Source organism: Amycolatopsis ultiminotia (assembly GCF_039536925.1).
In the GTDB taxonomy this organism is placed as follows: domain Bacteria; phylum Actinomycetota; class Actinomycetes; order Mycobacteriales; family Pseudonocardiaceae; genus Amycolatopsis; species Amycolatopsis ultiminotia.
On the sequence record NZ_BAAAZN010000027.1, the window covers coordinates 63,707 to 85,270 of the forward strand.

At 70.5% G+C, this 21,564-nt stretch carries 22 protein-coding genes; 13 read left to right on the forward strand and 9 right to left on the reverse strand.

All coding sequences use genetic code 11. The features are described from left to right. Nucleotides 1-88 precede the first annotated feature (88 nt). The gene (locus tag ABD793_RS38870; RefSeq protein WP_344868590.1) at nucleotides 89-1,330 is read left to right on the forward strand and encodes an ROK family transcriptional regulator; all 1,242 of its coding nucleotides are present in this window, start codon (nucleotides 89-91) and stop codon (nucleotides 1,328-1,330) included. Between the two features lie 494 nt (nucleotides 1,331-1,824). Here the strand turns inward: ABD793_RS38870 and ABD793_RS38875 are convergent, their stop codons facing one another. Continuing rightward, entirely contained in the window at nucleotides 1,825-2,523 is a 699-nt protein-coding gene (locus ABD793_RS38875; RefSeq protein WP_344868591.1) for a GntR family transcriptional regulator, read from the reverse strand. A gap of 128 nt (nucleotides 2,524-2,651) precedes the next feature. Between ABD793_RS38875 and ABD793_RS38880 the strand changes: the two genes are divergently transcribed. Genes ABD793_RS38880 through ABD793_RS38900 form a run of 5 tightly spaced genes read left to right on the forward strand, consistent with a single transcriptional unit; the run spans nucleotide 2,652 to nucleotide 6,933 of the window. Continuing rightward, on the forward strand, nucleotides 2,652-3,917 hold the full coding sequence (locus ABD793_RS38880) for an MFS transporter (protein ID WP_344868592.1): 1,266 nt from the start codon (nucleotides 2,652-2,654) through the stop codon (nucleotides 3,915-3,917). Beyond that, entirely contained in the window at nucleotides 3,914-4,708 is a 795-nt protein-coding gene (locus ABD793_RS38885; protein WP_344868593.1) for a putative hydro-lyase, read from the forward strand. The genes ABD793_RS38880 and ABD793_RS38885 overlap by 4 nt, the downstream gene beginning before the upstream one ends. Nucleotide 4,709: 1 nt before the next feature. Continuing rightward, nucleotides 4,710-5,459: a LamB/YcsF family protein gene (locus tag ABD793_RS38890; protein WP_344868595.1), complete on the forward strand. Its 750-nt coding sequence runs from the start codon at nucleotides 4,710-4,712 to the stop codon at nucleotides 5,457-5,459. Then, nucleotides 5,459-6,061: a 5-oxoprolinase subunit B family protein gene (locus tag ABD793_RS38895; RefSeq protein ID WP_344868644.1), complete on the forward strand. Its 603-nt coding sequence runs from the start codon at nucleotides 5,459-5,461 to the stop codon at nucleotides 6,059-6,061. The genes ABD793_RS38890 and ABD793_RS38895 overlap by 1 nt, the downstream gene beginning before the upstream one ends. Next, complete coding sequence (locus tag ABD793_RS38900) at nucleotides 6,058-6,933, forward strand: 5-oxoprolinase subunit C family protein (RefSeq protein ID WP_344868596.1); 876 nt, start codon at nucleotides 6,058-6,060, stop codon at nucleotides 6,931-6,933. Before ABD793_RS38895 ends, ABD793_RS38900 begins: the two co-directional genes overlap by 4 nt. Here the strand turns inward: ABD793_RS38900 and ABD793_RS38905 are convergent. The 5 genes from ABD793_RS38905 to ABD793_RS38925 form a co-directional block, all read right to left on the reverse strand. Further along, nucleotides 6,902-7,531 (reverse strand): alpha-ketoglutarate-dependent dioxygenase AlkB family protein, encoded by a 630-nt coding sequence (locus tag ABD793_RS38905; protein ID WP_344868597.1) that lies wholly within the window; start codon nucleotides 7,529-7,531, stop codon nucleotides 6,902-6,904. The two genes, ABD793_RS38900 and ABD793_RS38905, sit on opposite strands and share 32 nt — an antisense overlap. 131 nt (nucleotides 7,532-7,662) lie before the next feature. Then, entirely contained in the window at nucleotides 7,663-8,715 is a 1,053-nt protein-coding gene (locus ABD793_RS38910) for an alcohol dehydrogenase catalytic domain-containing protein (protein ID WP_344868598.1), read from the reverse strand. 23 nt (nucleotides 8,716-8,738) lie between these two features. Then, nucleotides 8,739-9,065, reverse strand: coding sequence for a transcriptional regulator (locus ABD793_RS38915; RefSeq protein ID WP_344868600.1), 327 nt, complete (start codon nucleotides 9,063-9,065; stop codon nucleotides 8,739-8,741). Between the two features lie 253 nt (nucleotides 9,066-9,318). Next, nucleotides 9,319-10,002, reverse strand: a complete 684-nt coding sequence (locus ABD793_RS38920; protein WP_344868602.1) for a metal-dependent transcriptional regulator — start codon at nucleotides 10,000-10,002, stop codon at nucleotides 9,319-9,321. A gap of 50 nt (nucleotides 10,003-10,052) precedes the next feature. Next, a complete protein-coding gene (locus tag ABD793_RS38925) occupies nucleotides 10,053-10,493 on the reverse strand; it encodes a GNAT family N-acetyltransferase (protein ID WP_344868604.1) in 441 nt (146 codons plus the stop codon). 53 nt (nucleotides 10,494-10,546) lie between these two features. Between ABD793_RS38925 and ABD793_RS38930 the strand changes: the two genes are divergently transcribed. Continuing rightward, nucleotides 10,547-10,897 (forward strand): hypothetical protein, encoded by a 351-nt coding sequence (locus ABD793_RS38930; RefSeq protein ID WP_344868606.1) that lies wholly within the window; start codon nucleotides 10,547-10,549, stop codon nucleotides 10,895-10,897. A 951-nt stretch (nucleotides 10,898-11,848) separates the two neighbouring features. On the opposite strand, the gene ABD793_RS38935 is transcribed toward ABD793_RS38930, so the two are convergent. Beyond that, nucleotides 11,849-13,426, reverse strand: coding sequence for an amidohydrolase (locus ABD793_RS38935; protein WP_344868608.1), 1,578 nt, complete (start codon nucleotides 13,424-13,426; stop codon nucleotides 11,849-11,851). A gap of 47 nt (nucleotides 13,427-13,473) precedes the next feature. On the opposite strand from ABD793_RS38935, the gene ABD793_RS38940 reads away from it, so the two are divergent. The 5 genes from ABD793_RS38940 (at nucleotide 13,474) to ABD793_RS38960 (ending at nucleotide 17,593) form a co-directional block, all read left to right on the forward strand. Then, the gene (locus tag ABD793_RS38940; protein ID WP_344868609.1) at nucleotides 13,474-14,217 is read left to right on the forward strand and encodes an enoyl-CoA hydratase/isomerase family protein; all 744 of its coding nucleotides are present in this window, start codon (nucleotides 13,474-13,476) and stop codon (nucleotides 14,215-14,217) included. Then, nucleotides 14,214-15,743, forward strand: coding sequence for an ATP-dependent acyl-CoA ligase (locus ABD793_RS38945; RefSeq protein ID WP_344868610.1), 1,530 nt, complete (start codon nucleotides 14,214-14,216; stop codon nucleotides 15,741-15,743). The genes ABD793_RS38940 and ABD793_RS38945 overlap by 4 nt, the downstream gene beginning before the upstream one ends. After that, entirely contained in the window at nucleotides 15,740-16,387 is a 648-nt protein-coding gene (locus ABD793_RS38950; protein WP_344868646.1) for a TetR/AcrR family transcriptional regulator, read from the forward strand. The genes ABD793_RS38945 and ABD793_RS38950 overlap by 4 nt, the downstream gene beginning before the upstream one ends. A 46-nt stretch (nucleotides 16,388-16,433) precedes the next feature. Then, nucleotides 16,434-16,757 carry a hypothetical protein gene (locus ABD793_RS38955; RefSeq protein ID WP_344868612.1) on the forward strand — a complete coding sequence of 108 codons (324 nt, stop codon included), beginning with the start codon at nucleotides 16,434-16,436 and terminating at the stop codon, nucleotides 16,755-16,757. Between the two features lie 146 nt (nucleotides 16,758-16,903). Beyond that, entirely contained in the window at nucleotides 16,904-17,593 is a 690-nt protein-coding gene (locus ABD793_RS38960; RefSeq protein ID WP_344868613.1) for a 4'-phosphopantetheinyl transferase family protein, read from the forward strand. Nucleotides 17,594-17,597: 4 nt separating this feature from the next. Here the strand turns inward: ABD793_RS38960 and ABD793_RS38965 are convergent, their stop codons facing one another. Both ABD793_RS38965 and mihF read right to left on the reverse strand, forming a co-directional pair. Beyond that, nucleotides 17,598-18,764: an isochorismate synthase gene (locus tag ABD793_RS38965; protein WP_344868614.1), complete on the reverse strand. Its 1,167-nt coding sequence runs from the start codon at nucleotides 18,762-18,764 to the stop codon at nucleotides 17,598-17,600. Between the two features lie 112 nt (nucleotides 18,765-18,876). After that, a complete protein-coding gene (mihF, locus tag ABD793_RS38970) occupies nucleotides 18,877-19,188 on the reverse strand; it encodes an integration host factor, actinobacterial type (protein WP_170069819.1) in 312 nt (103 codons plus the stop codon). A gap of 452 nt (nucleotides 19,189-19,640) precedes the next feature. Here mihF and ABD793_RS38975 point away from each other — a divergent pair, with 452 nt between their 5' ends. Then, nucleotides 19,641-21,281, forward strand: a complete 1,641-nt coding sequence (locus ABD793_RS38975) for a long-chain fatty acid--CoA ligase (RefSeq protein ID WP_344868615.1) — start codon at nucleotides 19,641-19,643, stop codon at nucleotides 21,279-21,281. Nucleotides 21,282-21,564: the final 283 nt, after the last annotated feature.

The window sequence follows — 21,564 nt, forward strand, 5'->3', positions numbered from 1 at the left end:
AGCCTTAGTTCACTAGTTGATACATGGCGGCAACTTATGGTGATCGGGCATTCTGGTACGGAGAAGTTCCAGGCCGGATGGGTGGCATATGGCGAGCAAGCGCACGACCGTCCGCGATCTGCGGCGGCACAACCGATCTCTGCTGCTGTCGAAACTGTACTTCGACGGCCCGCTGTCGCGGCACGAGCTCAGCCGGCTCACCGGGCTCTCCGCCGCGACGGTCAGCAACGTGACCGGCGAGCTCGCCGAGGAGCGGCTCATCACCGAGGCCGGGCTGGTGGAATCCGACGGCGGACGGCCGCGGGTGCTGCTGCGGGTGGATCCGGGCTACGGGCACGTGGCCGGGGTAGACATCGGCGAAACCGGCGTGCGCGTCGAGCTGTTCGACCTCGCGATGCGCCCGCTGGCCACGGTGGAGCACGAGCTCTCGCCTGCCCGTACCGAACCGGGTGCCGTCGTCGAGGCCGTGGTTTCCGGGCTGAACGAGGTGCTGGCCGGGACCGGCGCGGAAACCGTGCTCGGGGTCGGCGTCGGGGTACCGGGCACCGTCGAGCAGGGCGCACAGGTGCTGGTGCACGCGCCGACCATCGGCTGGGAGTCGGTGCCGCTCACCGCGGAACTGCGGGCGGCGGGGATCCAGCTCCCGCTGTTCGTGGACAACGGGGCGAAAACCCAGGGGCAGGCCGAAATGTGGTTCGGTGCCGGACGCGGGGCGCGGCATGCGGTGATAGTGCTGGTCGGTTCCGGGGTCGGCGCCGCGGTGATCGCCGACGGCGCCACCTACCGCGGTTCCACCAGCAGCGCCGGCGAATGGGGCCACACCACCATCGTCTACGGCGGCGCGCCCTGCCGGTGCGGTTCGCACGGCTGTCTGGAGGCCTACCTCGGCGCGGAAGCAGTACTGGCCCGTTACCGCCGTGCGCGGGGCAAAGCTGTGCCAGGCGATTCGGAACGGGAGCAGTTCGCCGCGTTGCTCGCGGCTGCGGACCGATCGAAGACGGCACAGCACGTGCTGGCGGAGACCGCCGGCTACCTCGGTGCGGGGATCGCGAACCTGATCAACCTGTTCAACCCGGAGCGGATCGTGGTCGGCGGCTGGGCCGGACTGGCGTTGGGCGAACGGTCGCTGCCGCTGATCCGCGACACCGCAGGCGCGCACGCACTGCGCCACCCCTTCGGCCAGACCTCCATCGAGCTGGCCCAGCTCGGCCTGGACGCGGTCGCCACCGGAGCCGGCACACTGCCCGTCGCCGCACTGCTGGACCAGGGCGCGGATCCACGGCTACCGGCAAAGGGCGGCGCACTCCGCTCGGGAGCGGGCGCGGCCTGAGCGACCGACGCCCCCGGTGGACCCGTTGATCCACGCAACGGATGCAGCGCGCACCTGGCGGGTCCCCACCACGGTCCAGCGATGCACCAGAACATGGGGCGGCACAACGATGACCGCGGCACCGAACCAAGCACCGTCCACAACGACGACCGCCCCCAACGGCACGTGCACCGGGTCCGGAACCGTCCACAACGGACACTCCGGACGGGCAGTGACGGCGGGCCGTGATCTCCCCCCGGGGACCACGGCCCGCCGCACTTCACCCCTCTTCACCATCTCCCACACCGCGTGCGGCCGGATCGGGGTCGGGGGCGGCCGTCCTCGATCCGGCTCCACGCCGCTTGCTCCGGCTGGGGGTCCCGGGGCCTGACGGCCTCACGCGGCTGATGCCGACGGTAGCCGCGGCAGCCGCGGCGCGGCAGGTCCCCGGCGGCCAATCAGCCCCAACGACCACGCTCGGCTGCCCGTCCGCGCCGCACCCCCTTGCCTTCGGGTCAGTTTTCCCCGGCGCGTTCCGCATACGCCTCGACCAGCTGCGTTTCCGCGTCGTCGAGGTAGGTCGCGAGCAGATCGGAAGTACGCATCCCGTCGCCTTCGCCCAGCATGTTCAGGATTTCGTGGTTGCGTGGCAGGTATCGCTCGTGGAAACGGCGCGGATCGGCCATCACGTGGAAGACCAGGCGCAGTTCGGCGGTGAGCCCCTTCATCAGTTCCGCCACGCGTTCACTGCCGGTCAGCGCGACCAGTTCGGTATGGAACCGGATGTTCGCGGTGCCCAGTTCCTGCCAGCGCCGCTGCTGCGCGGCCCGGTCGCCGTCCGCCACGGTGCTCGCGATCCGCCGGTAGGCCGCCGGTTTCGCGGTGACCCCGCGGACCGCCGCGCACTCCACGATCCGGCGCACGCGGTAGATGTCGCGGACGTCCTCGACGCTCGGCATGCGCACGAAAACCCCGCGGTTCAGCTCGTGCACGAGCAGCCGCTCGTGACCGAGCAGGCGGAACGCCTCGCGCAGCGTGTTGCGGGAAACGCCGAGCGCCTTGCCGATGTCCTGCTCGGAGAGCCGCCCGCCGGGCCGGAAGAACCCCTCCGCGATCCGGGTGCGGAGCACGCCGGCGACGCGCTCCGCGGTGCTCGTGCGACCCAGCAGGCCGCGGTCGGCTTCCAGCCCCGGTGGGGCTTCTTCGGTGACCACGTCGCCCAGCGTAACCAGAGAATGAAGGACAATCCAATGAGAGACTTGTGGGATCGTTCAACGATACGTACGGTGTTCCGCATGTGACTCGTGCCACCATGAGCTGTCCCCCTTGTGAGGTGCCCCCCATGAACGTCCACGTCACCGACGGCACCACGGACGCGGCCCGCCCGTTCGCCTGGTTCCGTTCGCTCGGCCGCAAGGGCCGGCACGCCTTCTTCGCCGCGTTCGGCGGATACGGTCTCGATTCGTTCGATTACCAGACCCTGCCGTTCGGACTCGCCGCGATCACCGCGTACTTCGGCATCAGTTCCGGCGAAGCCGGTCTGCTCAGCACCACGACGCTGGTGGTGTCCGCGATCGGCGGAGTGGGTGCGGGTGTGCTGGCCGACCGCATCGGCCGGGTCCGCACGCTGCAGCTGACCATCGCGATGTACACCGTGTTCACGGTGCTCTGCGGGTTCGCCCCCAATTTCGAATCACTGCTGGTGTTCCGCGGTCTGCAGGGTCTCGGGTTCGGCGGCGAATGGGCGGTCGGCGCCGCGCTGGTCGCGGAATACTGCACGGCCCGGTACCGCGGGCGCACGGTTGCGTTCGTGCAGAGCGCGTGGGCGGTAGGCTGGGGCCTGCTGGTGATCGTCTACACGGTGTTGTTCAGCGTGCTCGACGAGGCGGTCGCCTGGCGGGTGCTGTTCTGGGTCGGCGTGCTGCCCGCGCTGCTCGTGCTGTGGGTGCGGCGCAGGGTGGAGGACGCGCCGGAGGTCACCGCGCGCCGTGCCGCGGCCAAGAGCCGCGGGTCGCTCGCCGGACTCTTCCGGCACGGGCTGCTGCGCACCACCGTCTTCGCCGCGCTGCTCGCGACCGGCGTCCAGGGCGGCTACTACACGCTGTTCACCTGGATGCCGAACTACCTCAAGGACAGCCGCGGACTGTCCGTCGTCAACACCGGCGGATATTTCGCGCTGCTGATCCCCGGCGCGTTCGTCGGCTACGTCTGCGGCGGTTATCTCACCGACCTGCTCGGGCGCAAGAAGACCTTCCTGCTGTTCTCCGTGCTGTCGGCGATCCTGATCGTGCTGTTCGTGCAGCTACCCTACGGCGCGAACGGGTTGATGCTGCTGATCAGTTTCCCGCTCGGCTTCTCCACTTCGGCAATCTTCAGCGGCTTCGGCGCGTACCTCGCCGAGCTGTACCCGACCGAGGTGCGCGCCACCGGACAGGGCTTCACCTACAACTTCGGCCGTGCAGTCGGCGCCGCTTTCCCCGCTGTGGTCGGGTTCCTCGGCGCGGGCGGCGCGATCGTGCTCGGTGCCGTCGGCTACGCGATCGCCGCGCTGGCGTTGCTCGGCTTGCCAGAGACCCGCGGCAGGGACTTGGCGGCGGTGCCGTCATGACGACGTTCCAGGACCCGTCCACGCTCACCCCGGCGCAGGCCCGCGCGCTGTTCCGGGCCGGCACCGAGCGGCCGACCACCGGCTGGGCGGACGGCTACACCCAGACCAACCTGATCGCCGTTCCGCAGGACTGGGCCGAGGACGTGCACGAGTTCTGCCGACGCAACCCGCAGCCCTGCCCGGTGCTCGACGTGAGCGCACCGGGCGATCCGGCCACGCAGCTCGCACCCGATGCGGACCTGCGCACCGACCTGCCGCGTTACCGCGTATGGCACAACGGTGCGCTGACCGGTGAAGTCACCGACGCCACCGGCTTGTGGCGCAGCGACATGGTGGCGTTCTCGATCGGCTGCAGCTTCACTTTCGAAACCGGGCTGCGGGCCGCCGGCATCCCGCTGCGGCACGCGGAGCAGGGCCGCAACGTTTCCATGTACGTGACGAACGTCCAGTGCGAACCGGCAGGCAGACTGTACGGGCCGATGGTGGTTTCGATGCGGTACCTCCCGGCCGAACGGGTGGCCGAGGCGGTGCGCATCAGCGGTGCGATGCCTGCGGTGCACGGCGCGCCGGTGCACGTGGGCGATCCGGCCGAACTGGGCATCACCGACCTGGACCGGCCGGACTTCGGCGAACCGGTGGCCGCCGAGCCGGGCGACGTACCGGTGTTCTGGGCCTGCGGCGTCACCCCGCAGGCCGCGTTGATGGCGTCGCAGCCGCCGTTCGCCATCACACATGCCCCCGGGTACATGTTCTTGACCGACAAGCAAGACCGCGATTACCGGACGGACTGACATGGATCTCAACAGCGACCTCGGCGAAGGCTTCGGCGCCTGGAAGATGGGCGACGACGACGCGATGCTCGACATCGTGACCAGCGCCAACATCGCCTGCGGCTTCCACGCGGGCGAGGCGCGGGTGATGCGCCGGGTGTGCGACCGCGCAGCCGAGCGCGGGGTCACGATCGGCGCGCACGTCGGTTACCGCGACCTCGCCGGTTTCGGCCGGCGTGCGCTCGACATCGCACCGGAAGACCTCGCCGACGAAGTGCTGTACCAAATCGGCGCACTAGACGGTTTCGCGCGCGCCGCTGGCAGTCACGTGCGCTACGTGAAGGCGCACGGTGCGCTGTACAACACCGCAGCGGTCGATCAGGAGCAGGCTGCCGCACTGGTCGAGGGCGTACGGCGGCATCACGAGCAGTTGGCACTGCTGTGCCCACCGGATTCGGAGATGCTGCACGCGGCGATGGCGGCAGGCGTCCCGGCGTACGCCGAGGCGTTCGCGGACCGCGCGTACACGCCAGAAGGCCGTTTGGTGTCCCGAAAGAAGCCGGGCGCGGTGCTGCATGACGCGTCGGAGGTCGCCACGCGCGCCCTCACCATGGCGACCACTGGTGACGTCAGCGACGCGGAGGGCGGCCGGCTCACACTTCGCGCGGATTCCCTGTGTGTGCACGGAGATACGCCTGGCGCAGTCGAGTTGGCAGAGCGGATCCGTGCCGCACTCACCGAAGCGGGCGTGCCGTTGAGGTCGTTCGTGTGATCACGGTCTTGCGTTACGGCGGTTCAGCGGTGCTCGTCGAGGTCGACGACGTGCTGGGTTTCCAGGCCGCCTGCGAAGCCGATCCGCCCGATGGCGTGGTGGAGCTGGTCCCCGCGGCGCGGACACTGCTGGTGCAGTTCGATCCGGCACGCACCGACGCGGCCGCGATCAGCCGTTCGCTGGCCGAAATGTCCCTGGTGGACAGAAAGGTCACCGAGGCCGGTTCGGTCGTGCTGCCGGTGCGCTACGACGGTGAAGACCTGACCGACGTCGCGAAGGCCACCGGTTGTTCGGTCGAGGAAGTCGTGCGACGGCATTCCTCTGGCAGCTACGTCGCAGCGTTCTGCGGCTTCGCACCGGGGTTCGCGTACCTGACCGGCCTCGACCCCGTACTGCACCTGCCGCGCCGCAGCACACCTCGCACGCGGGTGCCTGCCGGTGCAGTGGCCATCGCCGGCGAGTACACCGCGGTCTACCCACATCCGTCGCCGGGCGGGTGGCAGCTGCTCGGGCACACCGACGTCACGGTGTGGGACGTCGAACGGCCGCAACCGAATCTGCTGTCCCCCGGCACCCGGGTGCGGTTCGAGGTGATCCGGTGACCGGCAAGGTGGAAATCCGCACGCCCGGACCGTTCGCGACCGTGCAGGACCTCGGCCGGAGCGGATATGCGGCGGTCGGCGTCGGCCGGTCCGGCGCGGCGGACCGCGGTGCGCTGAAACTGGCTAACCGGCTCGTGGGCAACCCGGAAACGCATGCGGCGCTCGAAGTCACGCTCGGCGGGCTGCGGATTCGGGTCTCCGAGCACGCCACCGTCGCGGTCACCGGTGCGGCCGTCCCGGTCCGGGCCGGCGGCCGGGAGGCTGGCACCTGCGTGCCGATCACGCTGCGCCCCGGAGAAGAACTGGTACTGGGCACGGCCGGGCGCGGCTTGCGCAGCTACGTCGCGGTGCGCGGCGGGTTCGACGTGCGACCGGTGCTCGGCTCCCGGGCCACCGACACGCTGGGCAAGCTGGGCCCGCCGCCGCTCGCGGCCGGGATGACCTTGCCGATCGGCGATCGGGTGACCGGCTGGCCCGCCGCCGACATCGCGCCGTGTCCGCTGCTGCCGGAAGAACCCTTGCTCCGGCTCGAACCCGGGCCGAGGCTGGACTGGTTCACCGGCTCTGCACTGTCCACTTTGACTGGTGCCGGATACACCGTGACCAGTGACCTCGACCGGGTCGGCATACGGCTCGAGGGCGCAGCGCTGACCCGTGCCCGCGCCGGGGAGCTGGCCCCGGAAGCAGCGGTGCCGGGCGCGTTGCAGGTGCCGCCGTCGGGCGTGCCGATCCTGTTCCTCGCCGACCATCCGGTGACCGGCGGCTACCCGGTCGCCGCCGTGGTCGCCGAGCCGGACCTGGACCTCGCCGCGCAACTGCGGCCGGGGCAGCGGGTGCGGTTCACCGTGCCAGGCCGGACACCCGCAGCGTGAGGTTGAGCCGTCCGGTCAGCCCGAGCGCCGGATCCGCCGTGCCCGGCAAGGTCTTCTGCACCCCGTGGAAGGCCAGCCGAGCCGGACCGCCGAAGACGAAGAGGTCACCGGACTGCAGTTCGACATCGGTGTACGGGCGGTTGCGGTGCTCGGTGTTGCCGAACCGGAACACGCAGCTGTCGCCGAGGCTGAGCGACACCACCGGATCCGGCGAGCGCTCGTCCTTGTCTTGGTGCATCCCCATTTTCGCGGTGGCGTCGTAGTAGTTCACGAGCGCGACATCGGGGTGGTAGTCGTCGGCGGGACGGCCGTTGGCTTCGGCGAGCGCACGACGGCCGAGGTCGGCCAGCCACTCCGGGAACGGCTGCACCGGCGAACCGTCCTCCCGGGTGCGCGAGTACCGATACGGCAGCCACTGCCAGCCGAGACACACCGTGCGCACGGACATCACGCCGCCACCCGGCAACCGGGTCGCGCGGTACCCCCGCCAGCCACGACAGGCCTCGACAAGCGCGCGCTGCTCCTCGGGACCGAGCCAGTCCGGGACGTGCACCGCCCCCGGCGTGATCTCCCTACGGGGTCGCGGTAGCAGCTCCACCGGGCCGATTGTGCCGGGCGGACGGCCGCAGGAGCCACCCGGGCGGGCGCCCCTGCGGCGGGTTCCCCTCGCCACTTGCCGCCACTTCCGCAGAATTCCACACCGGCGCCGCGGGCACCAGGCCTGATCAGCTACAACTCGGCCACGGTGACCCCGGCCCGCGCCGGTACCGGATCGCTCATCGCGGCAAGCGCGCCGGGGAGGCCGTCGAGCCCGATCCGGTGCCCGATCAGCCCGGCCAGGTCGATCCCGGACCGCTCGACCACGCCGAGCAGCTCCGGGTACTCGTACGCGGGCAGGCCGTGGATACCGACGATCTCCAGTTCGCCCCCGATCACCCGGTGCATCGGGATCGGCGCCACGCCCTGCGCGGGCGGCATCAGCCCGGCCTGTACGTGCCGGCCTCGTTTGCGCAGACTGCCGACGGACGCGGCACAGGTGGCCGGCGACCCGAGGCAGTCCAGCGACACGTGGGTACCGCCGTCGGTGCGGTCGCGGACGTACGCAGCCAGCTTCTCGGGACCGTCGAACGCACCGGCGTCCACGCTCAGTACCGCACCGGAGCGTTCGGCCAGGGCACGAGCGTGCGCCGAGACGTCCACCGCTACCACCTTCGCGCCCGCTGCGGCAGCCAGCAGCACCGCGGAGATGCCAACGCCACCACAGCCGTACACCGACACCCACTGCCCCGCGCGTACGCCGCCCTGTCGCAACACTGCGCGGAAGGCGGTGCCGAAGCGGCAGCCGAGCGCTGCTGCCTCGGCGGAGGTCATCGCGTCCGGCAGTGCGACCAGGTTCGCCTGGGCGTGCTCGATCGCGACGAACTCGGCGAACGACCCCCAGTGCGTGGCGCCGGGCTGGCACTCGTCATCGCAGATCTGCTGGTCACCTCGGGCGCACTGGGCGCAGACGCCGCACGCGCAGACGAACGGGACCGTCACGCGCGTGCCTTCCGGCCAGCCCCGCACCCCCTTGCCGACCGCCACGATCCGCCCGGCCAGCTCGTGGCCGGCGACGTGCGGCAGCCGCACCGCGTCGTCGTGCCCCTGCCAGGTGTGCCAGTCGCTGCGGCACAGCCCGGTGGCCTCGACCGCGAGCACAACCCCACCGTCGGAGACCTCCGGATCCGGCACGTCCTGCACCCGGGGCACGACCCCGAACTCCTCGATCACGACCGCACGCATGCGCCCGATCGTAAGCCCGACGTTCAGCCGGAGTGCCGGCCGCGGGGACGCGGCGACCCCAGCAGACGCCGGAGCACACCGCCGGGCAGGCCGAGGATGTCTTCCAGGTTCTCCAGCGCCTGCAGCGATTCCGGGCGCTCCGGACGGCACCGGCCGGACTGCCAGTGGCTCAGCGTCGCGAGACTCACCGCGGTACCGCGGCTGCGCAGGCGGTACCTGATCCGTTCCAGCCCGAGCCCGCGGGCCCGGATCGCCACCCGCAGCGCCTCGTCGAACGGGCCGGTCTCGAGCAGCCGCCCGAGTTCCCTGGCGTTCACTTCCTTTTGCCCGACCGTCCGCTGACCGGTCATCGCACACGCTCCGAACCACTTCTCCGGGGAATCTCGCAGCGTAGGCCGGACACCGGCTTGATCGGAAGAGCTCTCACCCTTGTGAGGGCACCGCGCGGCAGCCCGACACAGCCGGAATTGACCGTGCCGTAAGAAATTCCCCACCGCTGCCTGCTGATCGCCCGCCTCGGCAGGCTCGCCCGCATGCCGTTATTGTCCACAATAGACACTGCGGCGAGCTGCCCGGTCCGGGAACGCGCGCCCGTCCGGCAGCTCAGCGCACCGCGACCGACAGGGCCTGCGCGATCTCCTTGCCGATCGCATGGGTGGCCACGTCCGGCGGCTGGCCGACCTTGACCACCATCGGGCCGCCGAACGGCTGGCGTTCCACCACCTCGATCCGCTCGCCGAGACCGATCGCGTGTTCGGTGAGGTAGCGCAGCAGTTCCGGATCGGTGTCCCACACCCGCACGATCTCGCCGACCGCACCGGGGGCCAGCTCGTCCAGTATCCGCGTGGGCAGTTCCTCGACACTGCCGTCGACGGCCGGGATGGGATCGCCGTGCGGATCGCGGGCCGGGTTGCCGAGCTTGCCCGCGATGCGCTCCACGAGCAGATCGGACACGGCGTGCTCGAGCGCGTCCGCCTCGGCGTGCACCTCGTCCCAGGTGTAGCCGAGCTCGGAGACCAGGTACGTCTCGATCAGCCGGTGCCTGCGCAGCACCGAACGGGCGAGCAACCGGCCCTCCGCGGTCAGCTCGATACCGTGGTAGGGCACGTGCTCGACGAGGCCGAGCTGCGCGAGCTTGGTGACCATGCCGGACGCCGACGACGGGCTGACCTCCAGCCGCCCGGCCAGCGACGCGTTGGTGACCGACTCACCGCGTTCGACGAGCCCATAGATCACCCGCACGTAGTCCTCGACCGAGGACGACTTCCGGACGGAACCATCTCCCATGCCGCATACGATACGGGCCGGTACTTCGGCGACGACCCTGGCGCGGGCGCTCACGGCTGCCAGCGGTAGCGGGTCCAGCCCGGCACCGGCTGCGCGCCGAGCCGGGCGTAGAACGCCTCGGCCTTGGCGTTGCCCTGCTGCATGTCCCATTCGACGCGGCCGGTGGTGCGCGCGCGCAGTGCGTCGAGCAGCTCGCGGCCGAGCCCGTGCCTGCGGTGCTCCGGGCGGACGAACAGATCGTCGAGCCAGATCCCCGGCTTGGCCTCCCAGGTGGAGAAGTTCCAGCTGCAGAAGGCGAACCCGGCCACAAGGTCCGGACGTGCCGGCGGGGTGCAGATCAGCACCCAGGCTTTCGGCTCGGGCCCGAACAGGTGCCCGCTCATCTCGGCGCGGTCGAGTGCGAGGTCGTGCTTGCCCTCGTAGACCGCGTGCTCCTCGATCAGCGCGCAGATCTCCTCGACGTCCTCGAAGACGGCCTCACGGACGGGCATCGGGCGCCCCTTTCTGTTCGGTTTCGGTCGGTGGTGGTGGGTACGGTGCGGGCATGACCGAGGAGGAACGGTTCGAAGACCTGGTCGACGAGTTCCAGCACGTCACGGGCGTCACTCCACCGGGTGCGAGCCGCGGTTTCGGCTCGCACGCACTGCGGGTGCACAACCGGATCTTCGCCATGTTCGTACGCGGACGGCTCGTGGTGAAACTGCCGAAGCCGCGGGTGGACACCCTGGTAGCCGACGGCCACGGCGTGCGCTTCGACGCCAACAAGGGCACGCCGATGAAGGAGTGGTTCGCGGTGGCCCCGGAATCCCCACTGGAGTGGGCAGAACTGGCGAGCGAGGCGATGGCGTTCGTCGAAAACGCCAAGCCCCGAACCCCGACACGCCGAAAACGCTGAACCACGCCCTCGCACGCCGACGACTCTGAACCACGAGCCCCCGCTCGCCGACAACCCTGAGCCACGAACCCTCGTACGCCGACGAAAACGCTGAACCACGAGCCCCCCGCACGCCGACGACGGTGAGCCACGAGCCCGACCGGCTTGCGATGTCGAGGCCTCGCCGACCGCTGAGCGACCCGAAGGCACCCTGGCTCAAGCACGTGGAGCGTGCACCAGCCCGACCGCGCTTCCACCGACCGTCCGCCCGCGCCGACCACCCGGTGCCAACGACGCGCGCGGGCCCGCACCGTCGGACGGATGCAGCCCGCCGACCCGCACCCCTGGACACTCCACACCCCAACGGGCGGGCAACCAACATGCCCCGCACAGCCCGCACGACCCACACGGCCTGCACAACCCGCACGACCCACACGGCCTGCACAACCCGCACGACCCACATGGCCTGCACAACCCGCAACGCCCGCAACGCCCGCCTGGCCTGCAACGCCCGCATGGACCGCATGGACCGCATGGACCGCATGGACCGCATGGACCGCATGGACGAGGCAAGCCAACCCGCGGCGACGCCGCGCAGCGGCAACCGGCGAAGGCCGTGCCGCCAACCCGAGCCGCGCGGCGCCGCGGCCGGGCCGCGGTCGGTGATAGCCGCATGCCCTGCCGGCACCACGGCCTCGGCGACCGCCCTGCGGCGGCCGGCGACTCCCGCGTGACCCAGGCCCGACTCCGGCCGGCCGCACCAACGGCAACCGGCGAAGGCCGGACAGTCCTGCCCCCGCCTGCCCAGCGCCGCCGTCCAGACCCCCACCGGCGGCCGGCCACCTTCCCCCGGCCCGAGCCCGGCTCCGCCCCAAGCTGCCCACCGCTCGCCCGGAATGGCCACCCCGGCCGTCGCCGAAGCGCCGGACGGCCGGGCTCCGGCGTGTCGGTCCGGGGTCATGACCATCCGGCTCATCCCGCCTCGTAGCGGAATTCGCCGGACAGTGCGGTCGCCAGCACCGCCGGTTTCTCCACTGTGGACAGTGGATCCGCGGACAGTACGACGAAGTCCGCCAGTTTCCCCGGTTCCAGCGTGCCGAGGTACGACTCGGCGAAAGTCGCGTAGGCCGAGCCGTAGGTGTAGGCGCGCAGTGCTTCCGCCGGGGTCAGTGCCTCCTCGACGGCGAACGGGGCGCCCGTGGACGTGCGGCGGGCCACCATGTCCGCCATGGCGGGCAGCGGCGCACCCTCGACCACCGGGCGGTCCGAGCTGGCCGGCAGCACACAGCCGGCGTCCAGCAGGCTCCGCAGCCGGTAGCACCACGGCACCCGTGCTTCGCCCAGCGCAGCCCGCATGCCGTCGCCGAGCTCGTTCACGAACCGGCCCTGCGGCGACGGGATCAGGCGCAGCCGGGCGAGCCGGGTCAATTCCGCCGGCGGCAGTACCCCGCAGTGCTCGATCCGGTGCCGGTGGTCCGCGCGCGGAGTCGCGGTCAGCGCTGCCTGGTACGCGTCCAGTACCGCGGTGATCGCCCGGTCGCCGATCGCGTGCGTCGCGATCTGCCAGCCCGCGTCGTGCGCCCGGCGGATGGTCCGCGCCAGTTCCTCCTCCGGTACCTGGAAGTACCCCCGGTTGCCCGGTTCGCCCTCGAACGGCTCGTGCATCGCGCAGGTGCGGCCCACCAGCGAACCGTCCGCGAACAGTTTCACCGGGCCGATCCGCAGCCACTCGTCGCCCAGTCCGGTGCGCAGGCCGAGGTCGAGGCCGAAACCGGCGCCGTCGGGCAGGTCGTGCAGCACACTCGCGGCCACCATCACCGTGCTCCGCACCCTCAGCACGCCCCGTTCGCGGGCCAGCTGGTACGCGGCGAGTTCGGCGGGCGTCTCGCCGACCAGCCCACCGCCGATCCCCGCCTCCTGCACACTCGTGATGCCCTCGGACAGGTACCGCGCACTCGCCCGGTCGAGGCCGCGCACCACCGACTCGATCGGCGTCGGATACGTCAGCGGCCGCAGCAGCAGCTGCGCCTGCTCGCGCAGCAACCCGGTGGGCGAGCCGTCGGCGTCGAGCACCACGTCCCCGCCGACCGGCACGTTCGCCAGATCGAGCTGGTCCAGTACGGCGGAGTTGACCACCGTCATGTGTCCCGACGTGTGTTTGAGCCGTACCGACAGGCCCGGTGCCGCGCGATCCAGCCCATGGCGGTCCGGATGCTGCCCGCCCGCCAGCTTGTTCTGGTCGTACCCGCTGCCGACAAGCCAGCTGCCCGCGGGCAGCCCGGCAGCCCGCCGGGCGACCGCGTCGTACACCTCCTCGACACTGCGGCAGTCGCTCAGCGCCACGTCGTCGAGGGCCATGCCGAACCAGGCCATGTGGTTGTGCGCGTCGTGGAACCCCGGCGCCACGAACGCACCGCCGAGGTCCACCCGGCGCCGGGTGGACAGCGCTTCCGCGTCCTCCCCCAGCGCCACGATCCGGCCGTGCAACACGGCCAGCGCACTCTCCCCGGTGACCAGCCTGGCGTTCTCGTACACCGCGTCGACCTGCATGAGATCGACACTATCGATCGATCGATCGAACGTCTAGGCTCAGCGGTATGAGCACCGTGGACCTGACCGTCGATGGCGGTATCGCACAGATCCGGCTGAACCGGCCCGAGCGGCTGAACGCAGTCGCCCCGGTACTGGTGGACGACTTCCTCACCGCGCTGGACGGGGCCGCAGCCAGCGAGGCCCGTGCGGTACTGCTCGCGGGCAACGGGCGGGCCTTCTGCGCCGGGCACGACCTCAAGGAACCCACTCCCGAAGGCGACTCCCGGGTACGGCTCGACCGGCTGCAGGAGGTCACCCGGCGGCTGCGCGCACTGCCGCAACCGGTGGTCGCCGCGGTGCACGGGTACGCGATCGGCGCGGGTGCGGAGTTCGCGCTGGGCGCCGACCTGGTGCTGGCCGCCGAGGACGCGGTGTTCGGTTTCCCGGAGGTGTCGCTGGGATTGAGCGTGACCGGCGCCGCGTCGCGGCTGTTGCCGTTGCTCGTCGGACCGCTCAGGGCGAAAGAACTGCTGCTGCTCGGTGAGCGTTTCGACGGCCGCCGAGCGCACGACCTCGGCCTGGTCAACGCCGCGGTGCCCGCCGCCGAGCTGATGCCGCTCGCGCTGGGCTGGGCGGAGAAGATCGCACACCATCCGCCGGAGGCCGCCACGATGGCCAAACGCGCCCTCGACGCCGGCATCGACCACGGTCTCGAATCGGCGCTGGAGCTCGAGGTCAGCCACGCATTGATCACCGAGCACTCGGCCGCGGTCCGTGCGTCGACCGAAGCGTTCCGGAGCCGGCCGTGACGCCGCAGCCCGACACGCTCGTCGCGCTGCTCAACCGGGCTGCCCAGCGCTGGCCGGAGCGCACCGCATGGCTCTTCGACGCCACTGGCGACCGGTTCAGTTTCGCCGACGTCGACGAGCGCAGCGGGCAGTTCGCCGCGGCGTTGCACGAGCTGGGCGTGCGGGCCGGTGACCGGGTGGCGGTGATGTTGCGCAACCAACCCGAGTTTCCGCTGCTGTGGCTCGCGCTCGCGAAACTCGGCGCGGTGCTGGTACCGGTGAACATCAACTACCGCGAGTTCGACGGTGCGCACGTGCTGCGCCACTCCGGCGCCCGCTTCGCCGTGGCCGCCGAGGAATTCGTGGAGCTGCTGGAGAAGGTCGCCCCGGACACCGCAGTCGAACGGGTCCTGACTCCGGACGCACTGCACTCGGACACCCGGCGGGAGGCCGACCCGGTCGTCGCCGAACAGCCGATGAACATCCAGTACACATCCGGCACCACCGGCGCGCCGAAGGGCTGTGTGCTGCCGCACCGCTACTGGACCACCCTCGCGGTCGGACTGGCCACCGACTTCCCAGCCGTGGGAGAAGACGACGTACTGCTCACCGCGCAGCCGTTCCACTACATCGATCCACAGTGGAACGTCGCACTCGGGCTTGCCGGTGGTGCCACGCTCGTGGTGCTCGACCGGTTCCACCCGTCGTCGTTCTGGGCGAAGGTGCGGGAACACCGCGTCACCTGGTTCTACTGCCTCGGCATGATGCCCACGCTGCTGCTGCGCCAGCCGCCCCATCCGGACGACCGCAACCACCGTGTACGGGCGATCTACGCGTCGGCGATCCCGCCGGAACTGCACGCCGAGCTGGAACAGCGCTGGGGCGTGCCGTGGTACGAGGCGTTCGGCATGACCGAGACGGGCGGCGACCTCCGGGTGCCCGAGGAAGACCACGACGTCACCGTCGGCACCGGTTGCATTGGACGCCCGTCTCGCGACCGCGAGGTGCTGATCGCCGGAGAGGACGGAAAACCGTTGCCCCGCGGGAAAACCGGCGAGCTGCTGATCCGCGGGATCGGCCTGATGCACGGCTACCACGACGATCCCGAGGCCACCGCGCGTGCGTTCACCGGCGGGTGGTTCCACACCGGCGACCTCGCGCGGATGGACCCCGAAGGCCGCGTCTACTACGTCGGCCGCACCAAGGACATGATCCGGCGCAGCGGCGAAAACGTGTCGGCCGACGAGGTGGAACGCGCGCTGTTGCAGCATCCGGCGGTCCGGCTCGCGGCCGTGCTCGCGGTGCCCGACGAGCTGCGCGGCGAGGAGGTGAAGGCGTACGTGGTCTGCGAGGGCGAACACCCCGTGCCGGAGGCGCTCGCGGAATTCTGCGCCGGGCAGCTGGCCTATTTCAAAGTGCCGCGGTTCTGGGCGTTTGCCGACGACCTCCCGCTCACGCCGTCGGAACGCGTCGCCAAGGGCGAGCTGCGCAAGGTGGCGGATCCGCGCGCCGGCTCGTGGGACCGGGTGCTCGGACGGTGGCTGTGAACAGTGCCGAACGAGTGCGTGCGGCCGCGGTGAAACTGTTCGCCGCCAAGGGTTTTCACGGCACCGGGATTCGCGATCTCGCCCAGGAGGCGGAGCTTTCGTCCGCGACGCTCTACCACTACATGGGCACCAAGGAGGACCTGCTCGTCGAGATCATGACGACCGCCCTGCGCCGGTTGCTCGACGCCGCGGGGAAAGCCACCCCGGAGCACGGCGATCCGATGGTCCGGCTGCGCACACTGGTCGCGCTGCACGTGCTCGCACACGCCGTGCAGCCCGGCGAAACCCGCGTGGTGGACAACGAAGTCGACGCGCTTTCGGCTCCCGCACGTGCCCGTGTGGTCGCGCTGCGGGACGAATACGAGCAGCGGTGGGCGCAGATCATCGAAGACGGCGTCGAGAGCGGGGCGTTCCACACCGACCGTCCCGCGGTGACCAGGCTGGCGCTGCTGGAAATGTGCAGTGGCGTGGCCCGATGGTACTCACCGCGTGGACCGGTGCGGCTGGACGAGCTGGCCACGCACTACGCGGAACTCGCGTTGCGCGCACTCGGGCACCCCGCCACGGTGCGCGCCGAAGACCTTCGGCACTGCATGGATGTGGTCGCCCAGGTGTGGGATCTGCCTGTTCAGCCCGGCAATTAGCGCGGTACGCCTTGCCCCGGCGGCGAACGTGGGGGACGCTCGAAGGGTGACTGAGGAAACGATCCAACTCGAACTGGACGACTCGGGTCTCGCACCTGGCCTGCCTGCTCCCTCACACCCCCGTGACCAGGTCCAGGACGTGCCGTATCGCCCGGTCGAGTTCCGCGACGACGATCTGCCTGCCGCACTGGACCGCTGTGCCGTGTGGCTACGTCAGGCGCAGGAGTGGCTCGGTGAACCGCTCGACGTGCTCGCGATCCACTTGGACTACGACGAACGCAAGGGTTCGCCCTATTACGACCTGAAGGTGCTCTGTAACGAGGAGGATCTCGCCGGAGTCCCGATCGCTCTTCGCAACACCAGCAAGTAACCCCCAGGACATTGCCGCGGAGGCCCCCTCGAGTTCCGAGGGGGCCTCCGTCGCGTTGTGTGCCACCGAACCCCAGTTTTCGTCCCGATCTCGTGACAACCGCGGCGCGCACCGGGAAGATCGGAGGCGAACGAGGAGGGTGCCTGGTGACGGAGATCGTGGTCCGCTGGTCGGAGCCGCTGCCCGTGGCGGACCGCTACCTGCGGCTGCTCGACGAGCTCGAACGAGGCCGGTTCGAGGCCTACCGGCAGGAGATCGACCAACGGCGGTTCCTGACCGGGCGGGTGCTCGCGAAGACGCTCACCGCGCAGCGGCTCGGCGGCGAACCGGAGTCCGTGCGCTTCGATTCGACCTGTGCGGACTGCGGTAAACCGCACGGCCGCCCGCAGGTGCCGGGTTCGGATCTGGTGCTGTCCATCTCGCACTCGGGGAACCTGATCGGGCTCGCGGCCACCGACGGCGTGCCGGTGGGCCTCGACGTGGAGACCTCGAACCGCACGGCGGACCCGTCGCTGGTCGAGTACGCGCTCAGCCCGGAGGAACAGCAGGCCGTCGCCGGACTGTCGGACGAGGAGCGTTCCGCGGCGTTCTTCGTGTACTGGACGCGCAAGGAAGCCGTGATGAAGGCGACCGGCAAGGGGCTGAAGATCCCGCTGCAGAGCATCACGTTCTCGCGCTACGACGCGCCGGCCGAACTGGTCTCCGCTCAGGACGCGGCGCTGGATCCGGCACGCACCCGGCTGGCCGATCTGAAAGCTGCCGAAGGCCACCGCGCCGCGGTCGCCGCACTGACGACCGGGGCGCTGAACGTCACCGAGGAGCGCTGGCTCCCCTGAATGTTCACGAGGAGCGGTCGTCGAGGCCCATCGCGGCCAGCAGCGTGCGGAACTTGGCGACCGTCTCCTGGTACTCCGCGTCCGCGTCGGACGCCGGCACGATGCCGCCGCCTGCGTAGAGGCGCATCGTTTTGTCGGCGACCTCGGCGCAGCGGACGACCACTGCCCATTCCCCGTCGCCTGCCGCGTCGACCCAGCCGACGGTGCCCGCGTAGTAACCGCGGTCGAACGGCTCCAGTTCCTGCTCCAGTGCGCGCGCCTCGGCCGTGGGGGTGCCGCAGATGGCCGGCGTCGGGTGCAGTGCGGCGGCGAGGTCCAGTGCGGTTACCGAACGGTCGACCAGTTCGCCGGTGATCGCGGTGCGCAGGTGCCAGATCGCGGGGGTGGACACCAGGTCCGGACCGTCCGGCACGTCGAGCCGCCGGCAGAACGGCCGCAGCGCCTCGACCACGTAATCGATCACCACCGCGTGCTCTTCCTGGTCCTTCGCGGACGACAGGAGGGCCTCGCCGTTCGCCCGGTCCTCGACCGGATCGGCGGAACGCGGCATGGACCCGGCGTGCGGAGTGGTGAACACAGAGTCACCGGCGCGGGACAACAGCAGTTCCGGGGTGGCACCCACCAGGGTGCGGCCTCCGGGCAGCTCGGCGGCGTAAGTGTGGTGCCGCGGGTTGCCGCGGGCCAGGTTGCGCACGATCCGTTCGGCCGGGATCGGCGTTTCGAACTCGAGCTCCAGGGCACGCGCCAGCACGGCCTTGCGCAGGCCTCGCTGCTCGAGCGCGGCGACGGCGGCACGCACGTTCGCGCGGTGCCCGTCCGGCGAGGGCAGCCGCCTCGTGGCCACCGGCGCGGGGAGCACCTCGGCAGGCGGTGCTTCGGCGGCCCCGGCCTCGGCCTGGGCACGATGCAGCGTGCGGGGCAGCACCAGGTGTCCGGGCACAGCGGTGTCCGGGCCGGTGTCGAACGGCAGCACTCCGACCGCCAGCGGCACACCGGAGCTGTCCAGCTCAGCGGCCACTTTCCGAGCCAGCCGGCGCGGATCGAGGTCGGTCACGGAGGCAAGCACGCCCTGCGCGAGCAGAGCCCGCCGGGCCGTTGCGAACAGGAAGTCGCCCCGCTGGTAGCGGAGGGTGGTCTCGACCGGGGTCGCCGGTGCTGTACTGGTCGGCACCCTCCCAGCGTCCCAGGATCCGGGAGCCCCGCGGGGAAAGTGTTGCCGGAAGAACACCTCCGGCACACCTTCCCCGCGGCCGCTCTGGTCCGGACCGGACGCCGGCCAAGCGCTACTTGAGTGCGTCGATCAGCGCTTCGCGCTGCCGTTCGCCCAGGCCGGCGGCCCGGCGGTCGGGATCGATCCCGGCCTGCTCGAGCAGCGCGGCGACCTTGACCGCACCAAGGCCTGGCACGGCCTTGAGGAGCTGAGTGACCTTCGTCTTACCGATGGTCTTGTTCTCCTTGGCCTGCTTGAGCACCGATTCGATGGTCTCCTTGCCGGCCTTGATCGAAGCGAGTAGCTCCGAACGCGCCTTACGAGCCTCTGCCGCCTTGGCGAGGGCCTCAGCGCGCTGCTCCGGAGTCAACGTGGGCAGAGCCAACGTAATGTCCTTTCCTCTCAGGTCTCCGCTTCCGCGGCCGACGGCCAATACCGTGTGCTTGCAGGAGCAAGCGCTGGCCAGCCGTCACTTACCACGGCCCCAGTAAACGCCACGTGCCCGCGGAGTGCGCAACCGACACGCACTTATCACCCTCCGGCGGTCTGTCGACGAAGGCGTGAAGGGACCCCTCACGACCTGTGGAAACGGTCGCGAACGGCGGTTTCCGACCGCCATTACCTCACCCGAACGAGACTCCTTTTCCATGCAGTTACCACACGCATTTTCTTGCCCTGCAACGAAAAGCGCGGATAAAGTTGATCATGCACATTGGTCGGCACCACCCGTTACGGGGGCACCGGCGGCGGGAAGTTGACCGTGCTCGGAGCGGCCGATCCGGATTAGAGTCGGCGGCACCCCAGTTCACCGGCGAACCAGCACCACGGGAGTCACCCATGTTGAGCACGATGCAGGACGGGCCGCTATCGCTGGCGAAGCTGCTGCGGCACGGCACGAAAGTGCACGCGGCGAGCGAAGTCATCACCTGGACCGGTTCAGAAGCCCGCCGGGAGACCTATGCGGACCTCGGCAAGCACGCTGCGCGGCTGGCGCACGCGCTGCGCAGCCTCGGCGTGACCGGGGATCAGCGGGTCGGCACGTTCATGTGGAACAACGCAGAGCACCTGGCCGCTTACCTGGCGGTACCGGCGATGGGCGCGGTGCTGCACACCCTCAACATCCGGCTGTTCCCCGAGCAGCTCACCTTCGTGGCGAACCACGCCGAGGACCACGTCGTCATCGTCGACGGCACGCTGGTCCCGCTGCTGGCGAAGAACCTGTCCGGGATGAAGACGGTCAAGCACGTGATCGTGGCCAATGGCGACGCCTCCGCGCTGGCCGCGCCCGAGGGCGTCACCGTGCACTCCTACGACGAGCTGCTGGCCGGACAGCCCGACGAGTTCGAGTGGCCGGAGATCGACGAGCGGTCCGCAGCGGCGATGTGTTACACCTCGGGCACCACGGGTGACCCGAAGGGTGTCGTCTACTCGCACCGCTCGATCTGGCTGCACTCGATGCAGGTGTGCATGAGCGACAGCATGCGGCTGGCGCAGGAGGACACCGCACTGGCGATCGTGCCGATGTTCCACGCCATGTCGTGGGGCCTGCCGTACGCGGCGCTGATGGTGGGTGCGTCACTGCTCATGCCGGACCGGTTCCTGCAGCCGGCTCCGATCGCCGCGCTGCTGGCCGCGGAGAAGCCGACGTTCGCCGCAGCCGTGCCCACGATCTGGCAGGGCCTGCTGGCACACCTCGACACGAATCCGCAGGACATCAGCCACCTGCGGGAGGTCGTGGTCGGCGGATCGGCGGCACCGCCGGCGCTGATGCACGCCTTCGAGGAGCGCTACGGCGTGCCGATCCTGCACGCATGGGGCATGACCGAGACGTCGCCGCTCGGCAGCGTCGCCCGCCCGCCGGCCAGCGCGACCGGCGAACAGCGCTGGGGTTACCGCTACACCCAGGGCCGCTTCCCTGCGTCGGTGTCCGCCCGGCTGATCGACGACGACGGGCAGGAGCGGGACTGGGACAACGAAGCCGTTGGCGAGCTGGAGGTGTCCGGCCCGTGGATCGCCGGGGGGTACTACGGCGGCAGCGACGGTGCTCCCTCGCCGGACCCGGAGAAGTTCCACGGCGGCTGGCTCCGCACCGGCGACGTCGGCAAGATCAGCCAGGACGGCTTCCTCACCCTCACCGACCGCGCCAAGGACGTGATCAAGTCCGGTGGCGAGTGGATCTCGTCGGTCGACCTGGAGAACCAGGTGATGGGCCACCCGGCCGTCGCGGAGGCCGCAGTGGTCGGCATCCCGGACGAGAAGTGGGACGAACGCCCCCTGGTCGCCGTAGTGGTCAGGGAGGGCGAGAGCGTCACCGCCGAACAGCTGCGTGACTACCTTGCCGACAAGGTCGCGAAGTGGCAGCTACCGGAGAACTGGACCTTCGTCCCGGAAGTCCCGAAAACCAGCGTCGGCAAGTTCGACAAGAAACGCATCCGCGCGTCGTACTCGGAGGGCAAGCTGGACATCTCACAGTTCTGACCGCCCCCCCCGGCCCGAGCCGCAGACCCCCGCCCGGTCCGGCTCGGGCCGAGGCCTGCGGCTCGGTCCGGCTCGGGCCGGCCTTGAGCACCTCCATCCCGAGCCGGAACCCCAGGCACAGCCACGCCGGGGGCAGGTCCGGGCGCCTGCCCCGGGTGGCCCGGCTGCTCACACCAGTCCGGACCCGGCCCCGGCCTCCCCCGGACCAGAACGCACCTGAGCGGAACCGCGCTGTGCGTGCCCGTCCGGCAAAGCCAGGCGCCGCCTGCACGCTGGTCAGGCG

Coding starts and splice junctions, on each gene's coding strand:
- ABD793_RS38920 (WP_344868602.1), bottom strand. CDS start 10,002: ATGGGAGATGGTTCCGTCCGGAAGTCGTCCTCGGTCGAGGACTACGTG.
- ABD793_RS38930 (WP_344868606.1), top strand. CDS start 10,547: ATGACCGAGGAGGAACGGTTCGAAGACCTGGTCGACGAGTTCCAGCAC.
- ABD793_RS38870 (WP_344868590.1), top strand. CDS start 89: ATGGCGAGCAAGCGCACGACCGTCCGCGATCTGCGGCGGCACAACCGA.
- ABD793_RS38940 (WP_344868609.1), top strand. CDS start 13,474: ATGAGCACCGTGGACCTGACCGTCGATGGCGGTATCGCACAGATCCGG.
- ABD793_RS38925 (WP_344868604.1), bottom strand. CDS start 10,493: ATGCCCGTCCGTGAGGCCGTCTTCGAGGACGTCGAGGAGATCTGCGCG.
- ABD793_RS38975 (WP_344868615.1), top strand. CDS start 19,641: ATGTTGAGCACGATGCAGGACGGGCCGCTATCGCTGGCGAAGCTGCTG.
- ABD793_RS38910 (WP_344868598.1), bottom strand. CDS start 8,715: ATGCGTGCGGTCGTGATCGAGGAGTTCGGGGTCGTGCCCCGGGTGCAG.
- ABD793_RS38915 (WP_344868600.1), bottom strand. CDS start 9,065: ATGACCGGTCAGCGGACGGTCGGGCAAAAGGAAGTGAACGCCAGGGAA.
- ABD793_RS38935 (WP_344868608.1), bottom strand. CDS start 13,426: ATGCAGGTCGACGCGGTGTACGAGAACGCCAGGCTGGTCACCGGGGAG.
- ABD793_RS38880 (WP_344868592.1), top strand. CDS start 2,652: ATGAACGTCCACGTCACCGACGGCACCACGGACGCGGCCCGCCCGTTC.
- ABD793_RS38890 (WP_344868595.1), top strand. CDS start 4,710: ATGGATCTCAACAGCGACCTCGGCGAAGGCTTCGGCGCCTGGAAGATG.
- ABD793_RS38885 (WP_344868593.1), top strand. CDS start 3,914: ATGACGACGTTCCAGGACCCGTCCACGCTCACCCCGGCGCAGGCCCGC.